Here is a 26,166-nt window from a genome sequence, read left to right on the forward strand (position 1 = left end):
AGTTAGATGTATTCTTGAACTCCACATTTCGAAAGGCAGCCGTTGAATTCCACGCTGACAATCCATAGTATCCATAATCGAATTCTATATCTGTTTTTTTTATAACGGATTGATCGTTTACAGAGACTTGAATTTGATCCCCATCTGTTTCCACCTTCACATGGTAGTTAGTTGAAGTTTTGAGGGTAAAAGGTTTTCTCGCAATTTCCTCGTTTGTTCCATCTACATTCTTACTTAATGTTATAACATCGTTTTTGGCATCTAAGCTCGCAACATAGCCGTTCTTTGCACGCCTATCTGACCGAAAAACTAAACCGCCTGTCCCTTCTCTCCCATTCTTTTCATTAAGGGTAATATCTCCCTCATAGCTAAATGATTCACCTGTCTGGGATGACATGCTATAAGAAGTTCTGTCTAAGCTATTTGCTTGTATTCCACCATCTTCGCCGAATTCACTTGCATACTCCCACTCTTTTAAATTAGGTGAGGTATAAAACATAATCTTATCCTTAGCCGCTAACGACATAACCCATTGGTTTGATTCTTCATGCCAAAATACTTTAGGATCGCGCCAATCTTGTGAAGGAGGGTCTGGCATTACGGGATTCCCTTTATACTTTTCCCAAGTTCTTCCTTTATCTAGGCTATACGCTATACTTTGGACTTGCTTATCCCCTGCATGCGTAAAGATGGCAACCATTGCTTCTTTTCCAAAGCCAGCTGTATTGTTCCAATCAATAACAGCACTCCCCGAGAAAATCTGACCGTTTTCATCCGGCGATAAAGCAATCGGCAAATGCTCCCAATTAACAAGATCTTTACTGACAGCATGCCCCCAATGCATCGGTCCCCATGTCGTTCCATACGGATGATATTGATAAAACAAATGATATTCACCTTTATAAAAAACCATACCATTCGGATCATTCATCCAGTTAGCTTCAGGAGAAAAATGAAATTGATTACGGTATGGTTCATTATAATACCCAGGGTCTTCTGCATATGCACGATTAAATGGTAAACAAGTGACAGTTGAACATATTAGTAGAATACTAATGATCCTCTTCACTTTTATTTCACATCCCTTTTTTTAAAATCTAAAATGATATGTGATCGTTATGCTGGACTATTTCCGCGCAATCGATCTAATAGAACGGCTGCTACAATGACTCCACCTTTTACAACTAACTGCCAATAATAGTTGACATCCATTAGAGTTAACCCATTACTGATTACCCCCATAATTAAAACCCCAATAATTGTTCCTATTATTTTCCCTTTTCCACCTGTTAAACTTGTTCCTCCTAGAATAACAGCAGCAATTGCGTCTAACTCATACATTTGACCAGCAGTTGGCTGTCCAGAAAACAACCTTCCCGCTAAAACGACTCCTCCTAAACCAGCTAGTAAACCACTAATCGAATACACATTGATTAAAGACTTTTCAACCTTAATTCCAGTTAACCGAGCTGCCTCTTCATTGCCACCAATCGCATAAATATGACGACCGAACATCGTATATTTAAGAACAAAAAACATCACGACATATACTAAAGACATGATATAAATAGGAGTGGGGATTCCGAAAATACTTCCACCACCGATGAATTTAAATGTTTCGTTTTGTAAAACAATTGGATAACCGCCACTAATGACATAAGCGAGTCCACGAACATATGTGAAGCTGCCTAGTGTAACAATAAATGCTGGTAACTTTGCTTTGGCTGTAAGAAACCCATTAATCAGTCCTACTGCATACCCTACTAGTACGCCTGATAACATCGCAATTATAGGATTAACTCCTGCAGAAGAGACCATGACTGAGATAACGCCAGATAGAGCAACTGTTGCACCAACTGATAAATCAATACCACCAGTTAAAATAACGATTGTCATCCCAGCAGCTAAAATAGCAATAATGGAAACTTGTTTTAATACATTCAATAAATTGGCTGTATCTAAAAAATTTGGTGCTGTAAATGAAAGTACTACACACAATAATAATAAAATCATGATCATGCCAAGCTTATTCCATAAAGAATAAAGGACATTTCCTATATTTAGGCGTTGTGAATGTGTAATAGTTTGCGTATTCCCTCTCATTTCTCTCTCCCCCCTATGGTAGCTAAACGCATAATAGTTTCCTGTGTAGCTTCTTCCTTCGAAAGCTCGCCTGTTAACCTTCCTTCACTCATGACAAGTATTCGATCACTTACCCCCAATACTTCAGGAAGTTCAGATGATATCATTAAAACGGCCAATCCTTCATCTGCGAGCTTTGAAACAATCTTGTGGATTTCAGTCTTGGCACCTATATCAACCCCTCGTGTTGGCTCATCAAGTAGTAATACCTTTGGTGCAATTGATAGCCACCTAGCGATCACTACCTTTTGTTGATTCCCACCACTTAAGTTTGATACTTGCTGTTCTGGGGAAGCTATTTTTATATTTAAGTCTTCAATATATTGGTTAGCGCTTTCATTTGCTTGCTTCCAACTAACAATTCCTGCTTTAGCGTGTTTTTTCAATTCAGCCATTATGATGTTCTCTTTTACGGACATTGATAAAAATAACCCTTGTTCTTTCCTGCTTTCAGGTACATGTGCAATCCTATTAGCAATAGCATCTATTGAGGATTTGATTTTAACAGATTGACCATCAACCAATATTTCGCCACTTTTCAACTCGGACAAACCGAAAATGGCCCTAACCAATTCTGTTCTGCCAGCACCAACAAGCCCCGCTAAACCAACAATTTCACCTGGGTAAATTTTTAAAGATACATTCTTTACAATTGTGTTATCAGAAACATTTTTCAATTCAAGTACAGGTGAAACTTCCTTTGGATTTTTTGTGCCAAAGGCTTTTGACCGATTAAACAAGTCCTTTAAATCCCGTCCTACCATCAGCTTTACGAGATGATCAGGATTTGTCTCTTCAATCGGCCCACTTGCAATCCATTCGCCGTCACGTAATACAGTGAACCTATTAGAAATTTTAAAGATTTCTTCCATTCTGTGAGAGATATATACAATAGCAACTCCCTGCTTTTTCAAATCATCAATAATTTCAAACAGCTTTTTTATTTCTTTATCTGTTAAAGAGGCGGTTGGTTCATCCATTATGAGTACCTCTGCATTAAAGGATAATGCTCGGGCGATCTCGACCATTTGTTGTTGAGCAACACTTAAGGTCGAAACCAATTGGCGTGGATTTAGATTCGACCCCATTGAATCTAACACCTCTTGGGCACGTTCATGGACCTCATCCCATTTCACCATTCCTAAACCATTTCTAGGAAAGGAGGAACCCATTAAGATATTTTCACTTATTGTTAAATTAGGAGAAAGGTTTAACTCCTGATGAATAACACTAATTCCTTTGTTCCTTGCATCAGTAGGGTCCTTCCATAAAATTGGTTGACCTTTCAAGTAGATTTTCCCACCATTGTCATCAGGTGTATGAATGCCTGCGAGGATTTTCATGAAAGTTGACTTTCCAGCGCCATTCTCTCCCATTAATGCATGTACTTCACCCGGATAAAGTTCAATTCTCACATTGTTCAATACGGTTACACTCGAGAACGTCTTACTAATACCTTCCATATTCAACACTGGCTTTTTTAGACTTTGTTGGCCTTTAAGGGACATTTCATTCACAGCCATACCTTTATCTCACCCCTTATATTGATTTGAATAGGCTGATTAAAGGAGGAATCCTTATCAGCCTATTTATTGAAAGATTCTTACCAACCTTGGTAAGAATCTAATGTATCTTGAGTTACAATCTCAACTGGAACTTTAATAAGGTCCTCAACCTCTTCATCATTTTTCACTTTCATTCCGATTTCAACAGCTTTTTTGATCATGTTACTAGGTGACTGAGCTGAAGTTGCGGCAATTGTACTTCCTTCCTTTGCCATTGCTTCTGTAGCTTCAGGAGCACCGTCCACTCCGACAATGAAAAATTCATCTTTACGATTCGCTTGCTCTTGAGCAATTTCAACACCAATTGCTTCTGGATCATTAATCGCAAATACAGCGTCAATAGAGCCTGATGAATTAGCTTGTAAAATACTTTCCATCACCGTTAATGCCTTTTCGCGATTCCCTTCTCCATTTTGCTTCGCAATAACTTTAATTTCGGAATCCTTTATTGCATCTTCAAAACCTTGAATACGATCAGATACAGCCGAAACAGGAGGTCCATCAATAATAACTATTTTTCCTTTTCCATCTAATTTTTCAATCACATATTCTCCGGCCAGTTTACCAGCTTGATAGTTGTCTGAAGTAACAGTGGCATCGACACCACCTTCAGCATTGGTATCTACAGCAACTACTGGAATATCAGCAGCTTTGGCCTGTTGAACAGCTGCCGCAATTCCTTTTGTATCAACAGCATTTAAAAGAATGATATCTACCTTTTTCGTAATAAAGTTTTCAATTTGAGCTGCTTGTTTGGCTAAATCATATTCAGCGCTTTCAACTAGAACTTCAGCACCTAATTCTTTTCCTGCTTCTTCAGCACCTTTAGCCATGGAGACGAAGAAAGGGTTTGCTAAACTACCCACCGCTACACCGATCGTTAATTGTTTGTTACCTTTTTGTCCTTCGTTACCGTCTGTTGATCCATTTGATGATTCACTAGCCCCACTACATGCCGTCATCGCGGCAATTACAAACGCCAAAACTAGCATTCCTATTACTTTTAAATATTTCACCATATTAGTCCCCCCTAGTTTTTGAAGATGAAAATAATTAGCTACTGAACGAGAAATTGTTAACGCTCTCAATCTCTTAAACTAGATCACCTCCTTAAATGAATATTTTTGGTTGAAAAAATGGAAGTATGGTTGATTTTGATAGTTTTTTCACATTGACTATTTATTGATAACGCTTTCATCCCTTGTAAACAATATAATTACCCTTTACACATTAGAATTATAATTGATTGATTTTGGTTGTTTTTGATTGATTTTGATTATATTAGAGCTGTTTGTAATTGTCAACGGTTCCAATTATTACAAAAAATATATTGATAACATAAAATATTAAACGTTTCAAATGGTATATTTAATACATGGAGCAGATTTTCCTCATTGTTAATTGGCACATTACAATAAATCAAGCATTCTTTATTATATTGATAAAACAAAGGGGAAAATTTTCAATAAAATAATTTCAGAATTTTCAAAAAAGCTGGTATTCAAACTGTCTGAATCAGACAGTTTGAATACCAGCTTTCCTTCAACATAGCAAATTTAGTTTTTAGTCCCTCACAATAATTATCTCCGTTTTCTCCTTATATTTTCCTAACGTTATTGTACCTTCTTCATTCGTAATAAGTTTTGTTTGGTTTAAATCTGCAAACTTAGAAAATGATACTTCTCCAAATTTTGTATGATCTGCTAATACAAAGGCCTCACGTGACAAAAAGATGGCTCTTTCTTTTATTTGCGCCTCTTCTGGATCTGGGGTAGTCAATCCAAAATTATAATGAATAGCGTTCGCACCCATGAAACACTTATCAAATCTGTATTTTTTTATACTTTCGTATGCATAACGTCCAACTGTTGCTTTGGTAATCTTTTTAACAAATCCACCAATAAAGTATGTACATATTTCATTTTCAAGTAATGCATCTAAATGATCAATTCCGTTTGTAATGACAACGATATCTTTTTGTCTTAAATGTTTGATCATCTGATACGTTGTTGTTCCAGCATCAAGATAAACACAGTCGCCGTCCAAAATTAGTTCTGCCGCATATTTTGCTATCTTAGCTTTTTCCTCAAGGTTCTGCGTTATTTTCTCAAACACACTTGGTTCGTCTCGTTTACTATGTAAAAGTGAAGCTCCACCATGTACACGTTTTAAGTAGTTCTGCTTTTCTAATTGATCTAGATCACGACGCAAAGTAGATTCTGAAGTATTTGTTAATTCTACTAGCTCATGAATCTTAACATTCCCCTTTTCTTTTAATAGCTTTAATATTAATTGATGCCGTTCCGTAATAAGCATGATATCTCCTCCTCGTATTACACTTCTATTTAAAGATTCTTCGTGTATTCTAGTTCAATTAATTTTAGTATATAGAATTTTGCAGTGACATGTGAGAACTATTAGGGTACCCCCATAAGAAAAGGAGCTGTTGATCAGCTCCTGGTAATTTTAAGTAAGCACCTGTTTGTTGAATAAACAATTTAAAATCCATTACCCTGGAATATTATTCTCATTAATTCAACAACCATAAAGTAAACTAAACCAACAAATCTACTAAGACCTAAGCTAATTTTCTCCAAAGTCCTTTCTCACTGAGAAAAGAGAAAGAGAAAGATATAATGATTCCACATATCATCAATACACGAAAAGTTGTTACTCTAGGGTCAACCACTTGTGTTATATTTCCAGAAAAGAAACAAATAACCAAGATGATTAAAGCCTCTAATTAATTTTACCAAACCTTGTTATATATGTATTTTTTTATTATCGGATTACCTCCCCCTTTAGTTGCATAAAAAAAAGCTGCCTTAAAGACAGCTCCGATCTTCGGCTAACGCATTCGTTAATTGAAGATGATTATTATCGGTAATTATTGTGAATAGGTTTAAACAGTTCTTCATTAGAATTTCTAACAAGTGAAAAATTGTCTACATTATAGTGACCGTGAAGGGTTTCATTGTGATGAAGGATTATTTGTTTTGCAGATAAGTTTTTGGAGTCAGAAGTGGAATGTCCATCACCAACTAATGTTACATCAAAATGATTGATTGTTGCTGTTCTAACAGCTGAATCAATACAATGTTCCGTCTTACATCCCATTATTACAATATGGTCTACATTGTTTTTACTTAAATGTTCGTGTAATGGAGTTCCATAAAATGAATTTGTGGCAGCTTTATCAAATATGATAGCAGTTGATGGTATTTTAATATCCCTGTGTATCTGGAATCCAGGTCCTTCTCCATTTGAAACATCTAAATCTCTTATAAAAACAACGGGGATACTTTCATTTATCGCTTTTTCAATTACAGTATTAATGTTATTAACGATTTTTTCTTTCTCAAAGACTCCTTGTTCTTCTTTATTACCTTCTATTAATTCCTGTTGAGCATCGATTATCAGTAATGTTTGTTTCAATATTTCCCCCCCTAAAGTTTTTAGCAGTTAGTTTTTTCCTGTTTATTATTAAATGGTATTTTAAGCGCTTCTTACTAAGCTCTTTATATTTTCGTCAAAAGATTTACTAATACCTTCTTGAACTAACCTGCCCCGTTAGTTCCATAAGAAAAAGGCAGCCGAAACAACCCCTGTTAATGAACTAAAGCACCCGTTAGTTTAAGTACATTACTTCACAATCTTTGGTTTTCGCGTTAAATAATCCTTTTACTTCTTCTCAACATATAATGTTGAGAACCTAACTAAAAGGAGTGAAATCACATGAGATATTTCCCACGCCAGGGGACAATGAGTCCACAATCCCCTCCTCCAACATTCATTCCACCAAAACCTTCTGTGTCCTATATCGTCGACTGTCTATATCAAAACACTTATGTATGGCTTATAAATGGCAGACAATTTTGGTTTTACCCTACTCGTGTGGAATATGGAGAAGTATCTGGATATAGATGGAACGGTGCTTTCTGGCAATTCTACGGTATTGACCCAAGACTTATAGATGCTGTTACCTGTCCTCCTATCCCTACATTATACTAAAATCCTAAAAAAGCCTTATCTCGAATAGTCTCAAAATAAAAAATCGCCCCTATCTTTTAATTTTGGAGGTATTGTATGACAACTTTTTATTCATTTCATGGAACTGTCACGGTGATTAGTGATTTTTTTACAGGTCAAAATGGTGAAAGAGAAGGTTGTTATAAATTATTTACAATAGAAAATGAATTGGGTTCAATAGTAAATTTCGTGGTTTCACCCTCAACTTACTTCGTTGACCATGAAATGGTCATAGTAGGAGATCGCGTGACAGGATATTATGATGGAGATTTACCTGCTATTCTTATTTATCCTCCACAATATCAAGCGCTTGTCATGGTAAAAGATAACCCAAATCAGAATGTAAAAGTTGATTATTTTAATAACCAATTGGTGAGTAGTGATGGACAATTACAATTAAAATTATCTCCCTATACCCAAATATTACTAACAAATGGGCAACTCTTTTCAAGATATCCAGCGAACCGAGATTTAATTGTTTTCTATGGACCTGCCACAAGAAGTATCCCTGCTCAAACCACACCCTATCGTATAATCGTTTTATGTTGAGCGCATTATTATTTCAACCAGCAATAAAAATAGGTATTTAAAACTCGTTCAGTTTTTGGCGAGTTTTTTATTATATTTTGTTCTTTCCATAACCCAATAGAATTAATATTCCTTTTTCAACTAAACTGCCCCTTTAGTTCCATAAGAAAAGAGCTGCCTTAAAGACAGCTCCGATCTTCAGCTAACGCACCCGTTAGTTTAAGTACAATCCTTCACAAACTAACTTTTGAATAAGAAAAAGAGGTGCCGCAGCTACCTTCGTTGTTCAATTCAAGCCCCCTATAGTTTAAATGTGACTATTCACAAATATCCATTTTTATTCATGCCCTACTTACTTATAACGATCGATAATTTATAGTTTGCATACTTGTTTAACTCTAATAAAAATTGATTTAACGCTTCATTACTTGGAAACCTGCACTCCAAAAGATAACAGCTATCTCCACTGATTTTATAATTATTGATGACATACCCCTCCTTTGTTCGGATAAAAGAGAGATAAGGTTGATGGTGTGTACCTTCTATATAGATATTGATAAAGGCATACGTAAAGCACCCTAATTTCGCTTGATTTACTTTAATGCTATAACCCTCAATAACCCCATTGTCCTCTAATTTCTCCACTCTAGCTGCGGCTGCTGGTCCTGTTAAGTGAACTCTCTCCCCTAATTCTTTCATCGTAATCCGGCTATTGCTACATAACTCCTCTATAATTCGCTTATCTGTTTGATCCATCTGAACGTCAACTCCTTTCAATAATAAAGTCAAACGCCTAAAACACTTTATTTTATCTGTGTATTTGAATGCTGCTCATATTATACACTTAACACTGTTAGGAAACACACATGAAAAGAAAGGGAGTTGTAAAGATGAAGATTACACAAATTCGAAATGCAACGATAGTTGTAGAATATGCAAATAAAAAGTTTTTAATTGATCCTATGTTAGCAGAGAAAGGTACGTACCCGTCTTTCCCTGGTACGATTAGGCAAGATCAAAACAATCCTTCAGTGAGTTTACCAACCTCTGCTGACGATATTATTAGTGGAGTTGATGCAGTCATTGTGACTCATTTACATTTAGACCATTTTGACGAGGCAGCGCAAAGACTATTACCAAAAGATATTAAAATGTTCGTTCAAAATGAAGAAGATGCAAAGGAAGTCCAAAATACCGGGTTCCAGAATGTAGAGGTATTAACAAAGGACACTGTCTTTGAAGGCATCCAATTAGTTAAAACAAGAGGCGAGCATGGAAGAGGAGAAGAACTATTAAAGCGTATGGGGGAAGTATGTGGCGTTGTCTTTAAACATCCAAGTGAAAAAACATTGTACGTAGCTGGTGATACAGTCTGGTATGAAGGTGTACAGGAAGAATTGGATACCCATAAACCAGATATTATTGTTGTCAATGGCGGAGATAATCAATTGATAGAATATGGTTCTCTCATTATGGGAAAAGAAGACATCTATGAAGTACACAAGGCGGCTCCTAATGCTAAGGTTATTTCTGTTCATATGGAAGCTGTTAACCATTGGACACTATCTAGAGAAGAATTAAAAAACTTTAGTAATGAAAAAGGATTCTCAAGTAATATGTTAGTACCAGAAGATGGTGAATCCTACAAATTTTAATATGAACACCGACAAATAGTGTCACGTTCCTATTTAAAAATAAGAAATAAAAGAAGCTCATAATTATCGAAATTTAATTATGAGCTTTTTCTAATGACGATATGAAATGTTCCAAGGATGACATCCAAACATGAAAAGCTACAAGGATATTTCGTTAGGAGGTAAAGTTCATGACAATGTCAGCAAAAGATACAAATGCCTCAACACACCAGCCTATATGGTTGCAAGAATATATTGATTCACCAGAAAGACAAATACAGCTTTATAAAAAAACATTAAGAATTTTGATTCTTTCACAAATCTTTGGGGGAGCAGGACTTGGAGCCGGTATAACAGTAGGAGCGCTTCTTGCACAAGACATGCTAGGGACTGAAAATGCGGCAGGAATTCCAACTGCCCTATTTACTTTAGGTTCTGCAGGAGCTGCCCTGTTTATAGGCCGGTCTTCGCAACGTTTTGGCCGCAGAGCAGGACTTGCAGGTGGTTTCCTTGCAGGTGGGGTAGGTGCTATTGGTGTTATAATTGCAGCTTTAACCAACAGCATCCCACTTTTATTTATTTCTCTTTTTATTTATGGAGCTGGTACGGCGTCTAATCTACAAGCGCGATATGCAGGGACAGACCTTGCAACAGATAAACAAAGGGCAACTGCTGCAAGCATGGCCATGGTTTCCACTACCTTGGGTGCTGTAGTTGGTCCTAACTTGGTCAATAGAATGGGAGAATTTGCGGATTCAATTGGTTTTCCAACCTTGGCTGGCCCCTTTATCTTGTCAGCAGCTGCTTTTATTATTGCCGGATTATTTATCTTAATTTTTCTTCGTCCAGACCCTTTGGTTGTGTCTACAGCTATTGCGAATGCTAAGAAAAAAGACTATACCGCAAAGACAGGGACAAATTTAAAGAATGCTACCATAAACAAAAAGGGTGTTGTTGTAGGGGCTGTAATTATGATTTTGACTCAATTTGTCATGGCAGCCATTATGACAATGACACCAATTCATATGGGACATCATGGTCATGGTTTGGGTGAAGTAGGATTAGTTATAGGTTTCCATATAGCAGCTATGTACCTTCCTTCACCATTGACAGGTATACTGGTAGATAAACTTGGCCGTATTACTATGGCTGTTGCTTCTGGTGCTACACTCCTAGCCTCTGGATTGGTGGCAGCTTTTGCACCGGTAGGTTCAATGCCACTGCTTACCCTGGCGTTGGTACTACTAGGTTTGGGCTGGAACTTTGGTTTAATAAGTGGGACTGCTCTCATTATAGATTCAACACACCCATCTGTGCGTGCAAAAACACAAGGATCAGTCGATGTCCTATTTGCACTGTCAGGAGCAGCTGGTGGTGGGGTATCAGGAATGGTAGTCGCTCATTCTAGTTTTGCAGCATTATCACTTGCTGGTGCCATTCTGTCACTAGTGCTTATTCCTGTAGTTGTTTGGTCTCGGAAAAGTCCAAACAAAGAGCTATGATAGAAAAGTTTTTATTAATACTTTATTTCTTGAATAGTTAGACTAATGTAGATATATCCCTATAAAGTAAATTACAATTAATCTAATTAACAAGGCAGCTTTCAGCAAGAAATTGAAAGCTGCCTTTATTCATATAGGAAGGTAACTTATATAAAACAAAACATCTTATGGATAGAAAAAATCTTTATATTAATTTATAAGGGTTTCCAGAATGTTAGTTTACTTTAACCTAATGAGGTTTTATGGAATCTCTTGTTGAACTATCCTGCCCCTTTAGTTCATTAAGAAAAAGCTGCCTTAAAGACAGCTCCGATCTTCAGCTAACGCACCTGTTAGTTCAACAAGAACGGGTTAAAAGTTCATCACTTTAACCTACATAATTCTCTTGCTTTTTTCTCCTCTAAAAGATCAAATCCAATCTTCGATAAATATCTTTGTAAATCTTTAGGGAAATTATCAAAATACTGTACAAAGATAGCCCGAATAAGCTGTTACCTGTCTCTTTGTTCCTTGTTAGGAGTTTTTCACAAAAGCAGACTTTATCTCTTTATCTGTTAAACTACATACTTTTTTTATCCATAAAAGAACACATAGGCATCTATACAAGGGAATACAATGTAATAAATCTATTTCACTAGGGGTAAAGAGATGCCTAATAACACAAATAATCAATTAACGACTCAACAAATGATCAGCATTATTAGAAATGGTCTTAAAAAGTCACAAGTTCCCAAACATATTACTATTGTTGGCGCAGGACTAGCAGGACTGGTTGCTGCTTCTCTATTGAAGGAGGCAGGGCACAACGTCACAATCCTTGAAGCAAACAACAGGGTAGGCGGACGTGCCTATACCATACGCTCCCCCTTTAGCAATGGGCTTTATTTTAACCCAGGCCCAATGCGTATTCCTGATGTTCATTTTTTGACCTTAGAGTATATAAAAAAATGGGGGCTAACCGTAAACCCTTTTATTAACCGAACTCCAATGGATATTCTTTATCTCAATGGAATCAAAACACGTCTTAACATTTTTGAACGTTCTCCTGGTATTCTAAACTTTCCCGTTGCCCCAAATGAAAGAGGTAAAAGCGCACAGGAGCTGGTGAAATTAGCTACACAGCCAATTCTCGATTTTATTAAACAAGACCCAACGAAAAATTGGTATCTCGCAGAAAAAGAATTTAAAAACTACTCACTAGGTACTTTCTTAAACTATTACCATTATCAATATGGAACGACTTTTTCAGATGGCGCGGTTGATATGATTGGTGTACTCCTTGACTTAGAAGCATATATGGGGATGTCATTTATTGAAGTTTTGCGAGAAGAGGCGTCCTTCGGAGCAAATCGTTTCTATGAGATAACCGGCGGTATGGATCTGCTGCCAAGGGCATTTCTCCCGCAATTAAAAGAAGTTATTATGTTCAATCAAAGGATGATGAAAATTCTCCAACATAACAACAGAGTAACCATCCATTCCACCCATCAGCACACCTTAGAGGATTCCACCATAACTGGTGATCTTGCCATCATAACCATCCCCTTTTCAGTGTTACGATTTGTGAAAGTTGAACCATACCATTCTTTTTCCTATTATAAACGGCGAGCGATTCGTGAACTAAACTATATGAGCGCAACAAAGATCGGAATCGAGTTTAAAAGCAGGTTTTGGGAAAGGCACCATCAATATGGTGGTAAATCCATAACTGACCTTCCGATTCGATTCACTTATTACCCCAGTCAGGGGATTGGTACAAAAGGACCTGCTGTGGTTTTGGCAAGCTATACATGGGCAGATGAGGCTTTATCATGGAACGGTCTATCCAACGAAAAACGCATTCAATATGCTTTAAAGAACTTAGCTGAAATTTACGGAGACCAAGTCTATTCTGAGTTTGTGTCAGGAACTTCCTTTAGTTGGGTCGATAATGAATATTCTTCTGGAGCTTTCACTGCTTTTGAACCGAGCCAGGAAACCGAGTTGTATCCTTATATCCCTATACCTGAAGGAAGAGTGCACTTTGCCGGTGAACATACTTCGCTTACCCACGCTTGGATGCAAGGGGCGATTGAATCTGGAATACGGGTTGCATATGAAGTGAATGACTTGCCAAAATAAAACAGGAAAAATAGATAAATTAGGACTTATAGAAATTTCTTATACAACTAAACTGCCCCGATAGTTCCATAAAGAAAAGCTGCCTTAAAGACAGCTCCGATCTTCAGCTAAAGCACCTGTTAGTTCTTTAAGACTTATCGCAGAGTTGACACAAACTGTGAGAAAAGAAAAATACCCCTTAAAATGGGGTACTTTTCTTTATTTTAAGCAAGTATTCTATCTAAAACATCATAAAAACTCATAGCACCAACGAACAAAGATATCGTACATAAAACGGCTATATTTCCAGTAATGGCTACCAACTTCATATTACCTTTTTCTCCTAGGATCGCTAGGATTATTCCGAATATGGGGGATAACATCGCAATCCAAGCGAACAATGGACCTAAAACACTGCCATTTCCTAATGTACCGATGACTAATAAAGCGATGAATGCAATGATACAAAGAACTAAACAGAAAAAAGATAAGCGAGTGTATTTCCTACGTTCCATAAGATCACTCCTTTTTATATTGTTAGTTACCTAATTTTAACATAATAATCCCCCTCTAAATATCTATATCCAATATTATACATATTGTAGAACTAACCTGCCCCGTTAGTGCCATAAGAAAAAGGCTGCCGAAACAACCCCTGTTAATGAACTAAAGCACCCTATAGTTTAAGTACAATATTTCACAGACTTCTAACTAATAAAAAAAGACGGTGACTTATATAAGTCATCGCCCCGATATTACTAATTATTCAATGCACTAGTAGCATTCCACTCGTCAACTATATGGTCCCTAAAATGAGCTACTTTAATTGTTTATTCATTCCCCACTGAAAGTACAACAGTAAATGGTTTTAATTCCTTAGCTGGGACCAAGCTTGAAAAATCAAATAGCAACATTGTATTTTCCAGCTTAAAATTCTCAATCCTTTCTTCTCCGTTTAAGTCAAAGGTAGATTGGAAGTGTGCTGTTTCCTTATCAATCATTTTTACTTTATTAAAGGGAATACCGTGGTTTTTAGGAGGCCATGGATTTTCCGGGTCGATCTTAGTTAAATATTCCTTATCAACCAACCAGAAAAGGTATTTCAAATTATGGTTAATTATTTCAAGTTTACCTTTACTCAAATTCTTCGGAAGCCCTGTAAGTTGATAATCTATTACCAATTTCTCACCTTTTTGAGTAACATCATTTACCTGCAGGCCTAAATTGAACCGTGTGCTTTTTAAGGTGAAAGATTTAATATTCAAAAGCTGTTTTACTTTTGGATCTGCGATATTTATCTGCGGATTAAAAGTAAGGGAAGTAATAGTAGAATTCAGCTTGGTCATCTCTGTCCGAACGGTACTATGATATCCATCTTTTTGTTCAGAATCCTCGAGAACTGTTTGGTTTCCAAACCTATACACATTTCCTTTATCATCAACAGCTTTTAATATAATAATGTCATCACCCTTGTATTTCTCCACGGTCTCATAAACAAGCGAAGATGACGCTTTTGCGGTAAGAATCTCTTTAATACGAATTTTGACCTCATCGTCCGGGTATCCTTGCTCTTGATTAATAGCTAATGTACGATTTTTTTCTTGTTGAATTGGAATATCAAAATTCCATTCACCTTTTATCCCGTTGATATTATGAATCGTTATGGGAAGAGTAGAATTCTCCTTAAATGATTTATAAGGATATACCATTTTCCATTGAAAGTTATATCCATTTTCCACTTTCTTAATGTCATTTGACTTTCCATTTAACCAAGGGTCATGATCCCCTTTATTGTGTTCAAAGTTTACATCAAAGCTTACTTCTCCTTTTTCGTTATGCCCCTTTTCAACATCTTCATCTACAAATCCTGTAATTGATACTACATTGCCATCAAAGTAAGCGCTGGTCAGTCTTACAGTTACCCCATTTTTTGTAATTGATTGGTTTAATTCTGTAACTGCATCCTGGTTAGCTAATTCCACGCCTGTTGAATCATTAAATTCTTGAAAAATCCCGCCTATTAAAGGGGTATTAGCTAATACTCTATTCATTGTAGGATTAACAAATCCTGAGGCTACGGTGATTCCAAGAAGAGCAGCAGCAGTCGCCACACCTGCAAGAACCTTTTTTTTCTTTGCCTTTCCACTATTACCTTCCTTGTTTATCCCTTTGGAAATGGCACTAAATACTTTTTCTTTCGGTACAGCTATTTGTTCTATTGCTTCTTTGAGTTCCTTCTTATCCATGGCATTTGTCCTCCTCCTCATTTTTATAGGACTTTTTTAACTCCGCTTTCCCTCTGCTTAAATAAGTTTTTACGGTATTCTCTGGAATTTCCATGACACTGCTAATCGTTTTTATCGAGTAGTCGTAATAGTAAAATAGAATAATAACAGTACGGTAATTCTCTTTCAGCTGCTGAATTGCATCAATCAGCAGTAATGATTCTTCAATGTTTGGATTTACTTGACCCGGTAGGTTTGACAATATCTCATCATTCAAAGGAACGACATTGCTTTTTCTCTTTAGGACATGTCCCGAACATCGTATGACAATCCTGGTGAGCCAGGTCATAAAGTACTCCGGATTTTTTAACGAATGGATAGATGTAAAGGCCTGATAGGTTGCTTCTTGGACAACATCCAACGCATCTTCTTCGTTATGTACATAAAGATAGGCAGTACGGTAGATTCTTTCATAATGTTGTTGAACTAACTTTTCAAAGGCGCTTTTATTACCTTTGATTGCTTTTTTAACTAGCCGGTGGCTTTCTATTTCCATCTTATTTGACCCCCTTTACTAATTAGTGGAATCTATAAACAAGAAAAGTTTCAAAAAGTTTAAGTATTTTCCAAGAAAAGCATATCATGCAATTAAAATCCTAAGTTCAAAATAAACAAACGGAAACCATTTTTGGTTTCCGCTTTCTATTTTTCTTGAAAGCTGTACCATTCTTTTAGTGTGTGCTGCGACATCTTATTGAACTATCCTGCCCCGTTTGCTCATTAAGACTTATTGTAGAGTGACACAAACTCTGCGTAAGTTAAATAAAGAAGTAGTTTGGTGGAAGTAAGGTGATTAATAAAGCTTAGTCTTTTTACTTGAACATAATAAAAGGCAGTGCGGGATTTCCCCTCACTGCCCCATTTCTTTATTTTGTTAAAATCTTCGTATGTCGTTTTCGAAAATTAATTGAATTATTTTCACTAATAAAAGTTGAACCTAAAAGGAGTGTGCCACCTATAATTTGAACAATTGTCATTTTTTCTTGTAAGATTACAGCAGAAATCAGTATAGCTACAAAAGGATCTACATAGCTTAGCATAGCAATGCTTTGTCCCTTTAACTTTAGCATACCAGAAAAAAATAACCAAAAGCCAATACCAGTGTTAACAACGCCTAATAGTATTATAAAAGGAATGGAAGATCTTGAGACTTCCAAGATACCAAATCCCTCAGTGAATAATACATAGGGAAAGAGAAGTAAAGCAGTTGTTCCAAGTTGAATGATTGTAATCTCTAACATGCCCATGTTTTGAATGAATTTATTTAATAACATTAAGGCTGCGTAAAATGCAGCCGCAACTAATCCGAAAAGGATTCCAAGTAGATCATCTTTACCAGAGGCGCTAATGCCGTTTCCAATAATCAATAACATACCTAATATCGCTACACCAATACAAACAATTTTTTTAATTGGTAAAAGCTCCTTAAGTACAAATGGCGAGAGAACCATGACAAACACTGGCGCAAAATAATACCCCAGTGTTGCATTAGCAAGTGTTGTATGATCGTAGGATTGATAAAGAAAAATCCAATTCCCTCCTAATGCAATCGCAGAAAGAAAAAGGGCAGAAGCATTAACTTTCACTAAATTCCATGGAATGGATTTCTTCATAATGAAAAATACAAACATTAAAAATAGACACCCAATTGAACTGCTTAGAAAAGCTGTTTCACTCGAAGATAAATCGATGTATTTCACAACTAAACCCATTGTACCGAAAATAATCATTGATAATATAAACTGAATTTTAGATTTCATCGTTTACTCCTTCGAATCTGCGAAACAGCTTATATATTTCGCAGATTCTTAATCTGTTTTATATATAAGCGTATATAAAGGAGTAAACGGTGGTGGTGGTGATGTCGAAACGGACTTTGTAATATATGGATTTATAAATGATATTGGCATAATAAGCCTCCTGATTATTCAAATGTAAGATTTATAAAAAAATATAATTAAAATCTTATTTTTTGAATTGGATATTTTTAAGATTAGTGCTTTCATTAAACATTTAGAAGGTATTTATTAATGGTTTTGGTGTTTGATTTAATTATATTTTGTTTCCTTTAGTTACAAACATATTGTCTCTTTATTTAGTTCACGATGTAATACATCACCCATACGCTTCATGCCTTCAATGATTTGCTCTTCAGGCATATTCGAGTAATTTAAACGTAAAGTGTTCTTCTGTGTGCCATTTGGAAAGAATGGAACACCAGGAACACAAGCAACATTATTTTTCAAGCACTCTGAAAATATATGTTTGGAATCAACCCCCATTGGGAGCTCAATCCAAATAAACAATCCACCTTCTGGCTTACTGTAAGACAAATCTTCCGGAAAGAATTCTTTTATGCATTTTAACATTATTGTACATCTTGCTTTATAAACTGCTTTGATTTTTTTAATATGCTCTTCCATATCGTAAAGTTCCATATACTTTGCTGTTATCCTTTGAGCAAAGCTGTCAGTATGTAAATCAGCTGTTTGCTTGAAAGCCACGTACTTATCAATAAACGATTGATCTGCACAAATCCATCCAATTCGCATGCCTGGAGTGAAAATTTTAGAGAACGTGCTCATATAAATTACTCTGTTCTCTGTGTCAAAACGTTTCACCGGCGGTATCCCCTCTCCAGCAAACCTTATAGCTCCATAGGGATTATCTTCTACAATCAGTACATCGTATTGATTAGCAAGTTCGATCATTCTTTTACGTCTTTGAAGTGTTAATGTACGACCTGTAGGGTTCTGGAAATCGGGAATAGTATAGATGAATTTTGCGCTTGGATGCTCTTGCAGTTTCCTCTCCAGCTCTTCCATTATCATCCCATCATTGTCCATAGCAACTTCCACAAAGTTTGCATTGTATGATTTAAATGCATTAATTGCTGCAAGATAGGTTGGGCTTTCACAAATAATAGTATCTCCTTCGTTAATAAATAGTCTTCCAGTAAGATCTATCGCTTGCTGGGACCCTGAAGTGATAAGAACATTGTTAATAGCAGAGTTAATCCCAATGGCTTTCATCCTTTGACAAATAGCTTCTCTCAAAGGACCATAGCCTTCAGTGGTACTATATTGAAGAGAAGTCGCGCCCTCTTCATTCAATACAACATTGCAAGCAACTTTAAGGGCTTCAACAGGAAACAGCTCCGGAGCTGGAAGTCCTCCCGCAAAAGAAATGACTTCTGGCCTTTCTGTTACTTTTAATATTTCACGGGTCTCAGACGAATTAACTAGACGGGCCCTCTCAGCAAATTTATTATCCATTTGTAAACCTTCCTTCCTTTAACATTTCAATTTTTTTTACCTACCCAATTCCGGTTTTATTGGAATATTCAGATTTTTTATAATAAACATATTCCAATGATAAGCTTATGACACCAAAATTAATATTGCCTTTCATCCCCCAACTAAGTTTGAATTATCATAACACGTAAAAAAAAAGCCATACAATATAATTATTGTATGGCAAACAATATTTATTTTACATTTCAATTATTTTTCTAAGTATAATAAGAGCTTTTTCAAGTTCCTCTCTCGTTTCTGGAGCACAAACCCCCACACGTACGGCATTTGCTGGAGCGACATTACCTACCGCAAATCGCCGTCCACTATATACCTGTACACCTTGTGCTGCAGCTAGTTGTTCAAATTGGTCACCTGTATACTGATGCGGCAGATGTAACCAATGAAAAATCCCTGTTTCTTCACCTAAACAGTTCTCTTTACCTAAATATTGATTAACCAACTGATTGCGAGCTTTTGTTTCCTCTTTATGAAATGCAACAATGTTTTCAAACTGATTCGATACAATTACTCGTGATGCTAACTCTGCAAGTAGTGGCGATACGGAAATATTTAAATTATAAAGAGCCTTTCGAGTAGAATTCAGGTATTTTAAAGGAACTGCCACATAAGCAAGACGGAGTCCAGGTGCCATCGATTTCGATAAACTCGCTATATAAATCGTATGCTCAGGGGCATATGTCGCTACAGCCGGCAAGACTTTTTCTTGGATTAAATGGTACGCTCCATCTTCAATAATAAATAAATTATACTTTACAGCAATCTCAGCAATAGCCTTACGAGTTTCAACGCTCATCGTATATGTCATCGGATTCTGATAATCTGGGATAATATATAATCCTTTAATATTTTCATTTTTACATGCATAAAGAAGTGCTTCCGGACTCATTTCATCAGACTCTGAACGAATCGGTACAAGCTGAATCCCCAGCATCGCGGCTGCTGTCTTTAAGCCTGGATATGTATGGTGATCTACTCCAATTCGATCTCCATGCTGACAAAGGCTTGCAAGTGTTGCTGTGATGGCGTTTTGTCCGCCATTAGCAAGTAAGATATGTTCTCTGGTCGTTTCAAAACCGGCAAATTTCAATAATTTGACGCCTGCATCTTTTTGCCAAATCGAATCGCCTGGTCGACTGTATCCAAACCATCTCGCACAATCTGATTCTTGTAACATCGATTGCAATAAGTCAAATAAAGGCCCATACGACACACGATCTGGTAAAATTGCTCCCATTTCAATTAAATGCTTTGGCTTTTCTTCTGCAAGCAAATAAGCGTTCGAAATCGCATCATACGAAACATAAGTGCCGCTACCTATGGTCGCACTGACCAGTCCTTTTAACTCAGATACTTTAAAAGCTTTCGAAATCGTACTTAGATTCACCTCTAAGTAATCCGCTAACTCCCTTTGTGGTGGAAGTTTCGTGCCAGGCACTAAGCGCCCCTCTATAATGTCATATTCTAACTGCTTAGCTAATGCCTGATAAATCGGTCTGTCTTCTCGATTTATTGTCGGCTTCCATGTCATTGGATAATCCTCAAACGAATTAATCGGCACATTCCTCATCCTTTTTCATACAATCATTAATCATACAATTATAAAATTGTATTGCAACAAATTCAAATCCATAAATTCTTTTTAAATTTTTTACTAGTAGTGTGCGGAACGCTCGTGCCCTGGAATATTCACGCAGCATGGATATTCCGGAAAGGAACCCATTAGTGGGGGAAAGAACTATGGAGTTACTTGCAGTCTTCATATTACCTTTTTTATCCACCAGTTTCTTTTCTAATTTTAGTCATTTGCACAATCAGTTACTCCAGAATATGGCCCAATTAAAGATCAAACAGCCCTCTCCCCCGATAGTTCTATAAGAAAAAGGCTTGCCTTATTGAAGTAAAGCACCATTAGTTCTAAAAGGCTTAGTGTAGAGTTGACACAAACTATGCAATAAAAATAAAGTACAAACCTTATGGTCTGTACCCGTATCCGAATCCAAAGAAAAAAGTAATAATTAAAAAAATAGCAGTTGCTGGAATGAAACTAACAACAATCCATCCTTTTGCTATCCTGCTTTGTACACTTCTATACCATTTGTAGTAAATAAAAAGGAGAATTACAGCCAAAGGCCAGAAATAATAACCAACCATTGTATTAACCCATCCTGAATTCATATCCCAATATGCATCTGGTACAGGAAGTATATTCTCATATTGTTTATCAATTTTGTTTTTAGTAGTGATAAAGATATAAGAAATTACAAAATAATAGACTGCTATTGTGGCTTTTATCCACCAAAATAAATGCCTATTGGAAATTACTATTAAAAAGATAATTGCCAGCATTACGAACAAACCTGTGTATCCCAAAACAAAATCACCTCGTAAACATTTTAACTAATTAATGTAATTTTTTCCATAAAATGCTCGTGTTTGTTTTTACACAGTACGAACATACTACGCTTATTAAACAAACTAACCTGCACCGTTAATTGGATAAAGAAAGAGCTGCCTTAAAGACAGCTCCGATCTTCAGCTAAAGCACCCGTTAGTTCATTAAGGACACAGTAAAAAAAGTCCCTTATTGGGGCTGTTTTTATTTAGATAATATTAAATTAAATAAAAGCCTATGACCAAAACAAAAAGGTAAATAAACATAGAGTATAAAGTTAAGATGTATTCTTTTTCTTCCCTTTTATATTTCCATTCCATGAAAGCACGAAAACTTAATGAAATAAGAAAGTAGCCAATAAGCCAGGAAATAGGATTATCAACAAACCATATTAATAAAAGAAATGCTATTATCATAGCTATTTCAGTCCACCTCTGAAATGGATTGACACCTTTATAAAATGCCCCCTTACTTTTATCAATCTTCAATTTCTTCTTCAACCAACGTTCAAACACTATTGCAATAATAAAAAAAGTTATAATAAAAATGATGTAATTTAACAAAAAACTCACCTGCCCTGACTACCAATTATAAACCATTTAATGATGTGAATTATTTACCCTGATCTTTTTTCCAAGCGAATATACTGTCGCTAAACCAATTCCAATAATCATAGAATAGTCGAAATAATTTTTAAGTGGCATACCACTAGAAATAGCTTCAATAAACAAAAGTAAAAAGAAAACCGTATAATTCTTTTTCATAATTCCTCACCACCCTTTTATAGATAATGTTAAATAGCTGGCGAGACCTCAATAAGTAAAACAAAAACCCGAAATACAGACACTCATGTTTGAGTGTCTGTATTTCGAGTAGTCATCCCATTGAATGGGTGCTTTTTAATTCCATTTATTTTTCTCTTTTTTCCGTTTTCCACCATAGGGAATCTTTTGGATTTTCAACAGCTTCTTGATATTCAGATTTAGAAGCAACTGTTGGGTAAGAACCTTTTAGGGATTTTCCTGAAGTACTATTGAACAAGAATAATATCACTAAAAATCCGATAATATTCACGGCTGTTAGATAGAAACCAGGTGCTAAGTTATTCCCAGTTTGGTGAACTAACCATGTGGAAACTAAAGGGGTAGTTCCACCAAATATTGAAACCGAAACATTAAATGTCACTGATAATGTTCGATATCGAATATCAGTATAGAACATGGTTGGTAACGATCCAGGCATTGTGCCTTCATAAATTGAAAGCAGAACACCTAGAATTAGAACACCTAACGAAATAAATACTAAAGCATTCAAGTTTATTAAATAAAAAGCAAAGGCAGATAATAGACTTAAACCGCCTAAACCGATTAAGAAAACAGTCTTATTTCCAATTTTATCACTGAGCTTTCCAAACATTAAAGTAAGTGGCACCATAATGATCATTAGAATCGTAATTAATAGGGTTCCTACTGTACTAGATAATCCAATAATCTCATCTAAATAAGAAGGCATGTATGATAATAGCATATAGCTTGTAATATTAAAGAATGCAACAGCTACAAAACATACAAGAATATCCTTTTTGTGATTTTTAAAAATAGATAGAAAGCTTTCCTCTTGGGCTTCATCATCAGAAAGTTCATTTTCAAAAATCGGTGATTCTTCTAAACTTTTTCTTAAGTACAACCCAATAAGCCCTAAAGGTAAGCCAAGTAGAAACGGTATTCTCCAACCCCATGAGGTCATCTGTTGATCAGATAGAGTGATAAAGAGTGTACTGGCAAGTAGTGAAGCTAATATATAACCAATGAGCGTACCAATTTCCAATCCACTTCCAAGCATATTACGTTTATTGTCTGGAGAAGACTCTGCAATATAGACCATTGCACCAGCGTATTCGCCACCAGTTGAAAAACCCTGAATAATTCTAGCTATTAATAAGAGTATAGGTGCCCATATACCGATTTGATCATATGTAGGTAATAAACCAATTAGTAATGTTGAAAAAGCCATCAAAATAATCGTGGTTGTTAAAACGACTTTTCTTCCTAATTTATCTCCGATTTTACCAAATATGATACCGCCTACTGGGCGCATTAAAAAGGCAATCGCAAATGTTGCAAAGGTGAACACTAATTTTAGCTCATCATTTTCAACAGCACTAAAAAAGTTTTGACTAATGATAACAGCTAAATAGGAATATAAGCCAAAATCAAACCACTCCATAGCATTTCCTACCCCTGTAGCAAACACACTTTTCTTCGCTTTTTTAATATCTACAACGTTGATTTTTTTCTTGTTAAATTTCATTTATCATGTCAACTCCATGGAATACATTTGTGCAAGAATGAGAAATAAAGTCAAACTGGAGGATAAGCGGGTTTTGGGAGTTTTTCCAATGGTATCCCAAATAAAATTTTGTCTTCTTATGGAAACAGTTCCAACAACATTAGACTAACTTCACCAGAAATCGAATCGAAAAGCCTTTGGACATTAGTTATTAGGGTTCTATAAATCGCCTCTCGTTTTATTAAATTCAAGGTTATCGCCTTTTTCCATTTGTTTATCTGTTTGATCAGGGTTTTCATCATGCTTAAATGATCGATTATTATCATCATTATTATTTGGATTCGTGTCAGTGTCATTTCGAACAGGACGATAATCTACTTCCTCTTGATCATTAAAGTCGTTATTACCAGCGTTACATGCTGACAGAATACTTACCGAAAGTAATGCGAATAAAATAGTGATTTTCCATTTGCCTTTCATTTTATAACCCCCCGTATCTTAAGTTTTTGGTATTAATTTTAATATGTACCTTAAACGATACCCTTAGTCTTAAATGGAGCATGCATGTTTGTTTTTTTTTAGCATCCTAAAATTAAAAAACTGCCCCCAATTATTGTGGGAGCAGGTCATGTTATTTTTAGGTCAAAGAAAAGGGCTTATACGAGAGAACCCCCTTTTTTAAGATATTTTACAATTCCCTCTGCCGCTCTATATGAAAAAGCACCTAATGTACCAGTTGGGTTAAACGAACTGTTATGAGGAAATGCCGAAGAACCAGCAACAAATACATTTTCAGCATCCCACATTTGCAGGTAAGTGTTGACTGCGGAATCTTTAGGATCAGCCCCCATGATGACGCCTCCTGTGTTATGCGTATTCGTATCTGTGTTTACGTTAAAATCTGCTTGTTCTGCGACCGTATCAATATGATCTGGACTCATTTTTTTAGCAATCGATCTTGTTACCTTCGCCATGTATTTTACTAACTCACGGTCTTGGGAAGTATAATCATATGTCATCCGTAATAAAGGCATACCATATACATCTTTATAAGTAGGATCCAGATCAAGGTATTTTTGTATGTGTGGCATGCTTGCACCTTGTGACTTGACTTGCAGGATGCTATTGGCATATTTGATTGATTGCTTTTTGAATTCTGCACCCCAAGAAGGTGTCCCTATCGGTGAGTTATTATTTGCTATAGGTCTATTCCCATATTGGGTTGTACGAATTCCTGCTCCGTGAAGGAAGTTTACATCCGAATGATCAAAATTATCACCTGTGAATTCTGCAATCTCAATCCCTAATGCACCTGCACCTCCATATATATTGAACTCACGGTCATTATAATAAAGGCTTGAATATCCTGAACTCACTTGGTAACAATAGTTTTTACCAATTACCCCATTTCTGGTTTTTGGATCATAGGGTGTTCCAAGATTTGAATTAAGTAAAAGTCTAACATTATTGAATACATAACTCGCTAAGACCACTACTTCTGCCGGTTGTTCGAATTCTTCACCCGTGAAGGTGTCCACATAAATAACACCTGTCGCTTTCGTACCATCATTTAAAATACGGGTGACATTTGAGTATGTGCGCAGGTCAAGGTTACCAGTTTTTTTTGCAACAGGAATGACCGTAACAACTGGATCTGCTTTTGCACCATACTCACAACCGAAGTTTTCACAAAACGCACAATATTGACAGGCTGAACGTGAAATACCATCAGGGTTTTCGTAATTCTCTGATAGATTTGCAGATGGGATCATATATGGTTTGTAGCCAAGCTTCTTCGCTGCTTGTTCGAATTCCGCTAAAACAGGTGTTTTTATCATCGGTCCTGTTGGATAAGGATTTGAGCGTTTTCCATATAACTTAACAGTTTCACCAGATATTCCTGCCATTTTTTCAAATGTATCATAATATGGTTCTATTTGGTCATATGTAATGCCCCAGTCTTGAATCGGATAGTCTGATTTAATTTTATTTTTACCATACCTTTTTTCAGTTAGAGATTTAATTTCAAAATCATAAGGAAGAAAACGGTAGGTTTGTCCATTCCAGTGACTACCAGCTCCCCCAAGACCTTCACCTACGATAAAAGTTCCATAATTACGCATAGGGAGTGCTCTCATTTTTTGGTTATTACGATGAGTAATAGTTTCTTTTGATAAATCTTGCATTAACTCTTCACGATGTTGGAAACGCAGTTCGTCATGCACCATTAAATAATCACTCATATCCCGTTCTTTCCCGCGCTCTAGTCCAACGACTTTGATTCCTGCCTTTGTTAATTCCGAGGCAATAATACCTCCAGCCCAGCCCATCCCGACAACAACGACGGGTACCTTAGGTAGTTTTTTTGCCATGTTTTTCATCC

22 protein-coding genes and 1 pseudogene are annotated in these 26,166 nt (G+C 36.2%); 4 read left to right on the forward strand and 19 right to left on the reverse strand.

The window, feature by feature from the left end:
* Nucleotides 1–25 precede the first annotated feature (25 nt).
* From LQ188_RS27045 to LQ188_RS23700, 6 genes and pseudogenes are all read right to left on the reverse strand, one after another.
* Nucleotides 26–1,042 (reverse strand): annotated as a pseudogene (locus tag LQ188_RS27045) (glycoside hydrolase family 32 protein); the annotation flags it as partial.
* 74 nt (nucleotides 1,043–1,116) lie between these two features.
* Nucleotides 1,117–2,019 carry a ribose ABC transporter permease gene (locus LQ188_RS23680; protein ID WP_225988884.1) on the reverse strand — a complete coding sequence of 301 codons (903 nt, stop codon included), beginning with the start codon at nucleotides 2,017–2,019 and terminating at the stop codon, nucleotides 1,117–1,119.
* Nucleotides 2,020–2,099: 80 nt separating this feature from the next.
* Entirely contained in the window at nucleotides 2,100–3,665 is a 1,566-nt protein-coding gene (locus LQ188_RS23685) for a sugar ABC transporter ATP-binding protein (protein WP_101225739.1), read from the reverse strand.
* Between the two features lie 80 nt (nucleotides 3,666–3,745).
* On the reverse strand, nucleotides 3,746–4,726 hold the full coding sequence (locus LQ188_RS23690) for a substrate-binding domain-containing protein (protein ID WP_230178564.1): 981 nt from the start codon (nucleotides 4,724–4,726) through the stop codon (nucleotides 3,746–3,748).
* 544 nt (nucleotides 4,727–5,270) lie between these two features.
* Nucleotides 5,271–6,023 (reverse strand): DeoR/GlpR family DNA-binding transcription regulator, encoded by a 753-nt coding sequence (locus tag LQ188_RS23695; RefSeq protein WP_101225738.1) that lies wholly within the window; start codon nucleotides 6,021–6,023, stop codon nucleotides 5,271–5,273.
* A gap of 561 nt (nucleotides 6,024–6,584) precedes the next feature.
* Nucleotides 6,585–7,142, reverse strand: coding sequence for a cysteine hydrolase family protein (locus tag LQ188_RS23700; protein ID WP_101225737.1), 558 nt, complete (start codon nucleotides 7,140–7,142; stop codon nucleotides 6,585–6,587).
* Between the two features lie 651 nt (nucleotides 7,143–7,793).
* On the opposite strand from LQ188_RS23700, the gene LQ188_RS23705 reads away from it, so the two are divergent.
* Complete coding sequence (locus LQ188_RS23705) at nucleotides 7,794–8,285, forward strand: hypothetical protein (protein ID WP_057277227.1); 492 nt, start codon at nucleotides 7,794–7,796, stop codon at nucleotides 8,283–8,285.
* A 327-nt stretch (nucleotides 8,286–8,612) separates the two neighbouring features.
* Here the strand turns inward: LQ188_RS23705 and LQ188_RS23710 are convergent, their stop codons facing one another.
* Nucleotides 8,613–9,020, reverse strand: a complete 408-nt coding sequence (locus tag LQ188_RS23710; protein WP_063575111.1) for an Lrp/AsnC family transcriptional regulator — start codon at nucleotides 9,018–9,020, stop codon at nucleotides 8,613–8,615.
* A 134-nt stretch (nucleotides 9,021–9,154) separates the two neighbouring features.
* Here LQ188_RS23710 and LQ188_RS23715 point away from each other — a divergent pair, with 134 nt between their 5' ends.
* The 3 genes from LQ188_RS23715 to LQ188_RS23725 all read left to right on the forward strand — a co-directional run bounded on the left by LQ188_RS23715 (nucleotide 9,155) and on the right by LQ188_RS23725 (nucleotide 13,521).
* On the forward strand, nucleotides 9,155–9,919 hold the full coding sequence (locus LQ188_RS23715) for an MBL fold metallo-hydrolase (RefSeq protein ID WP_101225778.1): 765 nt from the start codon (nucleotides 9,155–9,157) through the stop codon (nucleotides 9,917–9,919).
* 170 nt (nucleotides 9,920–10,089) lie between these two features.
* Nucleotides 10,090–11,400, forward strand: coding sequence for an MFS transporter (locus LQ188_RS23720; protein ID WP_101225736.1), 1,311 nt, complete (start codon nucleotides 10,090–10,092; stop codon nucleotides 11,398–11,400).
* 648 nt (nucleotides 11,401–12,048) lie between these two features.
* Nucleotides 12,049–13,521, forward strand: a complete 1,473-nt coding sequence (locus LQ188_RS23725; RefSeq protein ID WP_230178566.1) for a flavin monoamine oxidase family protein — start codon at nucleotides 12,049–12,051, stop codon at nucleotides 13,519–13,521.
* Between the two features lie 203 nt (nucleotides 13,522–13,724).
* On the opposite strand, the gene LQ188_RS23730 is transcribed toward LQ188_RS23725, so the two are convergent.
* The 12 genes from LQ188_RS23730 to LQ188_RS23785 all read right to left on the reverse strand — a co-directional run bounded on the left by LQ188_RS23730 (nucleotide 13,725) and on the right by LQ188_RS23785 (nucleotide 26,155).
* Nucleotides 13,725–14,015 carry a hypothetical protein gene (locus LQ188_RS23730; protein WP_101225734.1) on the reverse strand — a complete coding sequence of 97 codons (291 nt, stop codon included), beginning with the start codon at nucleotides 14,013–14,015 and terminating at the stop codon, nucleotides 13,725–13,727.
* Between the two features lie 315 nt (nucleotides 14,016–14,330).
* Nucleotides 14,331–15,746: a DUF4179 domain-containing protein gene (locus LQ188_RS23735; protein ID WP_202190657.1), complete on the reverse strand. Its 1,416-nt coding sequence runs from the start codon at nucleotides 15,744–15,746 to the stop codon at nucleotides 14,331–14,333.
* On the reverse strand, nucleotides 15,739–16,275 hold the full coding sequence (locus LQ188_RS23740) for a sigma-70 family RNA polymerase sigma factor (protein ID WP_230178619.1): 537 nt from the start codon (nucleotides 16,273–16,275) through the stop codon (nucleotides 15,739–15,741). The genes LQ188_RS23735 and LQ188_RS23740 overlap by 8 nt, the downstream gene beginning before the upstream one ends.
* Nucleotides 16,276–16,651: 376 nt before the next feature.
* On the reverse strand, nucleotides 16,652–17,545 hold the full coding sequence (locus LQ188_RS23745; RefSeq protein WP_101225732.1) for a DMT family transporter: 894 nt from the start codon (nucleotides 17,543–17,545) through the stop codon (nucleotides 16,652–16,654).
* Between the two features lie 312 nt (nucleotides 17,546–17,857).
* Entirely contained in the window at nucleotides 17,858–19,060 is a 1,203-nt protein-coding gene (locus LQ188_RS23750) for a PLP-dependent aminotransferase family protein (protein ID WP_101225731.1), read from the reverse strand.
* Nucleotides 19,061–19,277: 217 nt separating this feature from the next.
* Nucleotides 19,278–20,660 (reverse strand): PLP-dependent aminotransferase family protein, encoded by a 1,383-nt coding sequence (locus LQ188_RS23755; RefSeq protein WP_157831166.1) that lies wholly within the window; start codon nucleotides 20,658–20,660, stop codon nucleotides 19,278–19,280.
* A gap of 413 nt (nucleotides 20,661–21,073) precedes the next feature.
* Complete coding sequence (locus LQ188_RS23760; RefSeq protein WP_101225729.1) at nucleotides 21,074–21,472, reverse strand: hypothetical protein; 399 nt, start codon at nucleotides 21,470–21,472, stop codon at nucleotides 21,074–21,076.
* Between the two features lie 240 nt (nucleotides 21,473–21,712).
* On the reverse strand, nucleotides 21,713–22,057 hold the full coding sequence (locus LQ188_RS23765) for a DUF4181 domain-containing protein (RefSeq protein ID WP_230178568.1): 345 nt from the start codon (nucleotides 22,055–22,057) through the stop codon (nucleotides 21,713–21,715).
* 36 nt (nucleotides 22,058–22,093) lie between these two features.
* Nucleotides 22,094–22,258, reverse strand: a complete 165-nt coding sequence (locus tag LQ188_RS23770) for a hypothetical protein (RefSeq protein ID WP_230178570.1) — start codon at nucleotides 22,256–22,258, stop codon at nucleotides 22,094–22,096.
* A gap of 145 nt (nucleotides 22,259–22,403) precedes the next feature.
* Nucleotides 22,404–23,804 (reverse strand): MFS transporter, encoded by a 1,401-nt coding sequence (locus LQ188_RS23775; RefSeq protein WP_230178572.1) that lies wholly within the window; start codon nucleotides 23,802–23,804, stop codon nucleotides 22,404–22,406.
* Nucleotides 23,805–24,002: 198 nt separating this feature from the next.
* Complete coding sequence (locus LQ188_RS23780; protein ID WP_230178574.1) at nucleotides 24,003–24,263, reverse strand: hypothetical protein; 261 nt, start codon at nucleotides 24,261–24,263, stop codon at nucleotides 24,003–24,005.
* Between the two features lie 176 nt (nucleotides 24,264–24,439).
* Nucleotides 24,440–26,155 (reverse strand): GMC family oxidoreductase, encoded by a 1,716-nt coding sequence (locus LQ188_RS23785; protein ID WP_230178576.1) that lies wholly within the window; start codon nucleotides 26,153–26,155, stop codon nucleotides 24,440–24,442.
* Nucleotides 26,156–26,166: the final 11 nt, after the last annotated feature.

Origin of the sequence: Peribacillus sp. Bi134, from assembly GCF_918698065.1 — a bacterium.
In the GTDB taxonomy this organism is placed as follows: Bacteria; Bacillota; Bacilli; order Bacillales; family DSM-1321; genus Peribacillus.

Coding starts and splice junctions, on each gene's coding strand:
- LQ188_RS23680 (WP_225988884.1), bottom strand. CDS start 2,019: ATGATCATGATTTTATTATTATTGTGTGTAGTACTTTCATTTACAGCA.
- LQ188_RS23685 (WP_101225739.1), bottom strand. CDS start 3,665: ATGGCTGTGAATGAAATGTCCCTTAAAGGCCAACAAAGTCTAAAAAAG.
- LQ188_RS23690 (WP_230178564.1), bottom strand. CDS start 4,726: ATGGTGAAATATTTAAAAGTAATAGGAATGCTAGTTTTGGCGTTTGTA.
- LQ188_RS23695 (WP_101225738.1), bottom strand. CDS start 6,023: ATGCTTATTACGGAACGGCATCAATTAATATTAAAGCTATTAAAAGAA.
- LQ188_RS23705 (WP_057277227.1), top strand. CDS start 7,794: ATGACAACTTTTTATTCATTTCATGGAACTGTCACGGTGATTAGTGAT.
- LQ188_RS23710 (WP_063575111.1), bottom strand. CDS start 9,020: ATGGATCAAACAGATAAGCGAATTATAGAGGAGTTATGTAGCAATAGC.
- LQ188_RS23715 (WP_101225778.1), top strand. CDS start 9,155: ATGAAGATTACACAAATTCGAAATGCAACGATAGTTGTAGAATATGCA.
- LQ188_RS23720 (WP_101225736.1), top strand. CDS start 10,090: ATGACAATGTCAGCAAAAGATACAAATGCCTCAACACACCAGCCTATA.
- LQ188_RS23725 (WP_230178566.1), top strand. CDS start 12,049: ATGCCTAATAACACAAATAATCAATTAACGACTCAACAAATGATCAGC.
- LQ188_RS23730 (WP_101225734.1), bottom strand. CDS start 14,015: ATGGAACGTAGGAAATACACTCGCTTATCTTTTTTCTGTTTAGTTCTT.
- LQ188_RS23735 (WP_202190657.1), bottom strand. CDS start 15,746: ATGGATAAGAAGGAACTCAAAGAAGCAATAGAACAAATAGCTGTACCG.
- LQ188_RS23745 (WP_101225732.1), bottom strand. CDS start 17,545: ATGAAATCTAAAATTCAGTTTATATTATCAATGATTATTTTCGGTACA.
- LQ188_RS23750 (WP_101225731.1), bottom strand. CDS start 19,060: ATGGATAATAAATTTGCTGAGAGGGCCCGTCTAGTTAATTCGTCTGAG.
- LQ188_RS23770 (WP_230178570.1), bottom strand. CDS start 22,258: ATGAAAAAGAATTATACGGTTTTCTTTTTACTTTTGTTTATTGAAGCT.
- LQ188_RS23775 (WP_230178572.1), bottom strand. CDS start 23,804: ATGAAATTTAACAAGAAAAAAATCAACGTTGTAGATATTAAAAAAGCG.
- LQ188_RS23780 (WP_230178574.1), bottom strand. CDS start 24,263: ATGAAAGGCAAATGGAAAATCACTATTTTATTCGCATTACTTTCGGTA.
- LQ188_RS23785 (WP_230178576.1), bottom strand. CDS start 26,155: ATGGCAAAAAAACTACCTAAGGTACCCGTCGTTGTTGTCGGGATGGGC.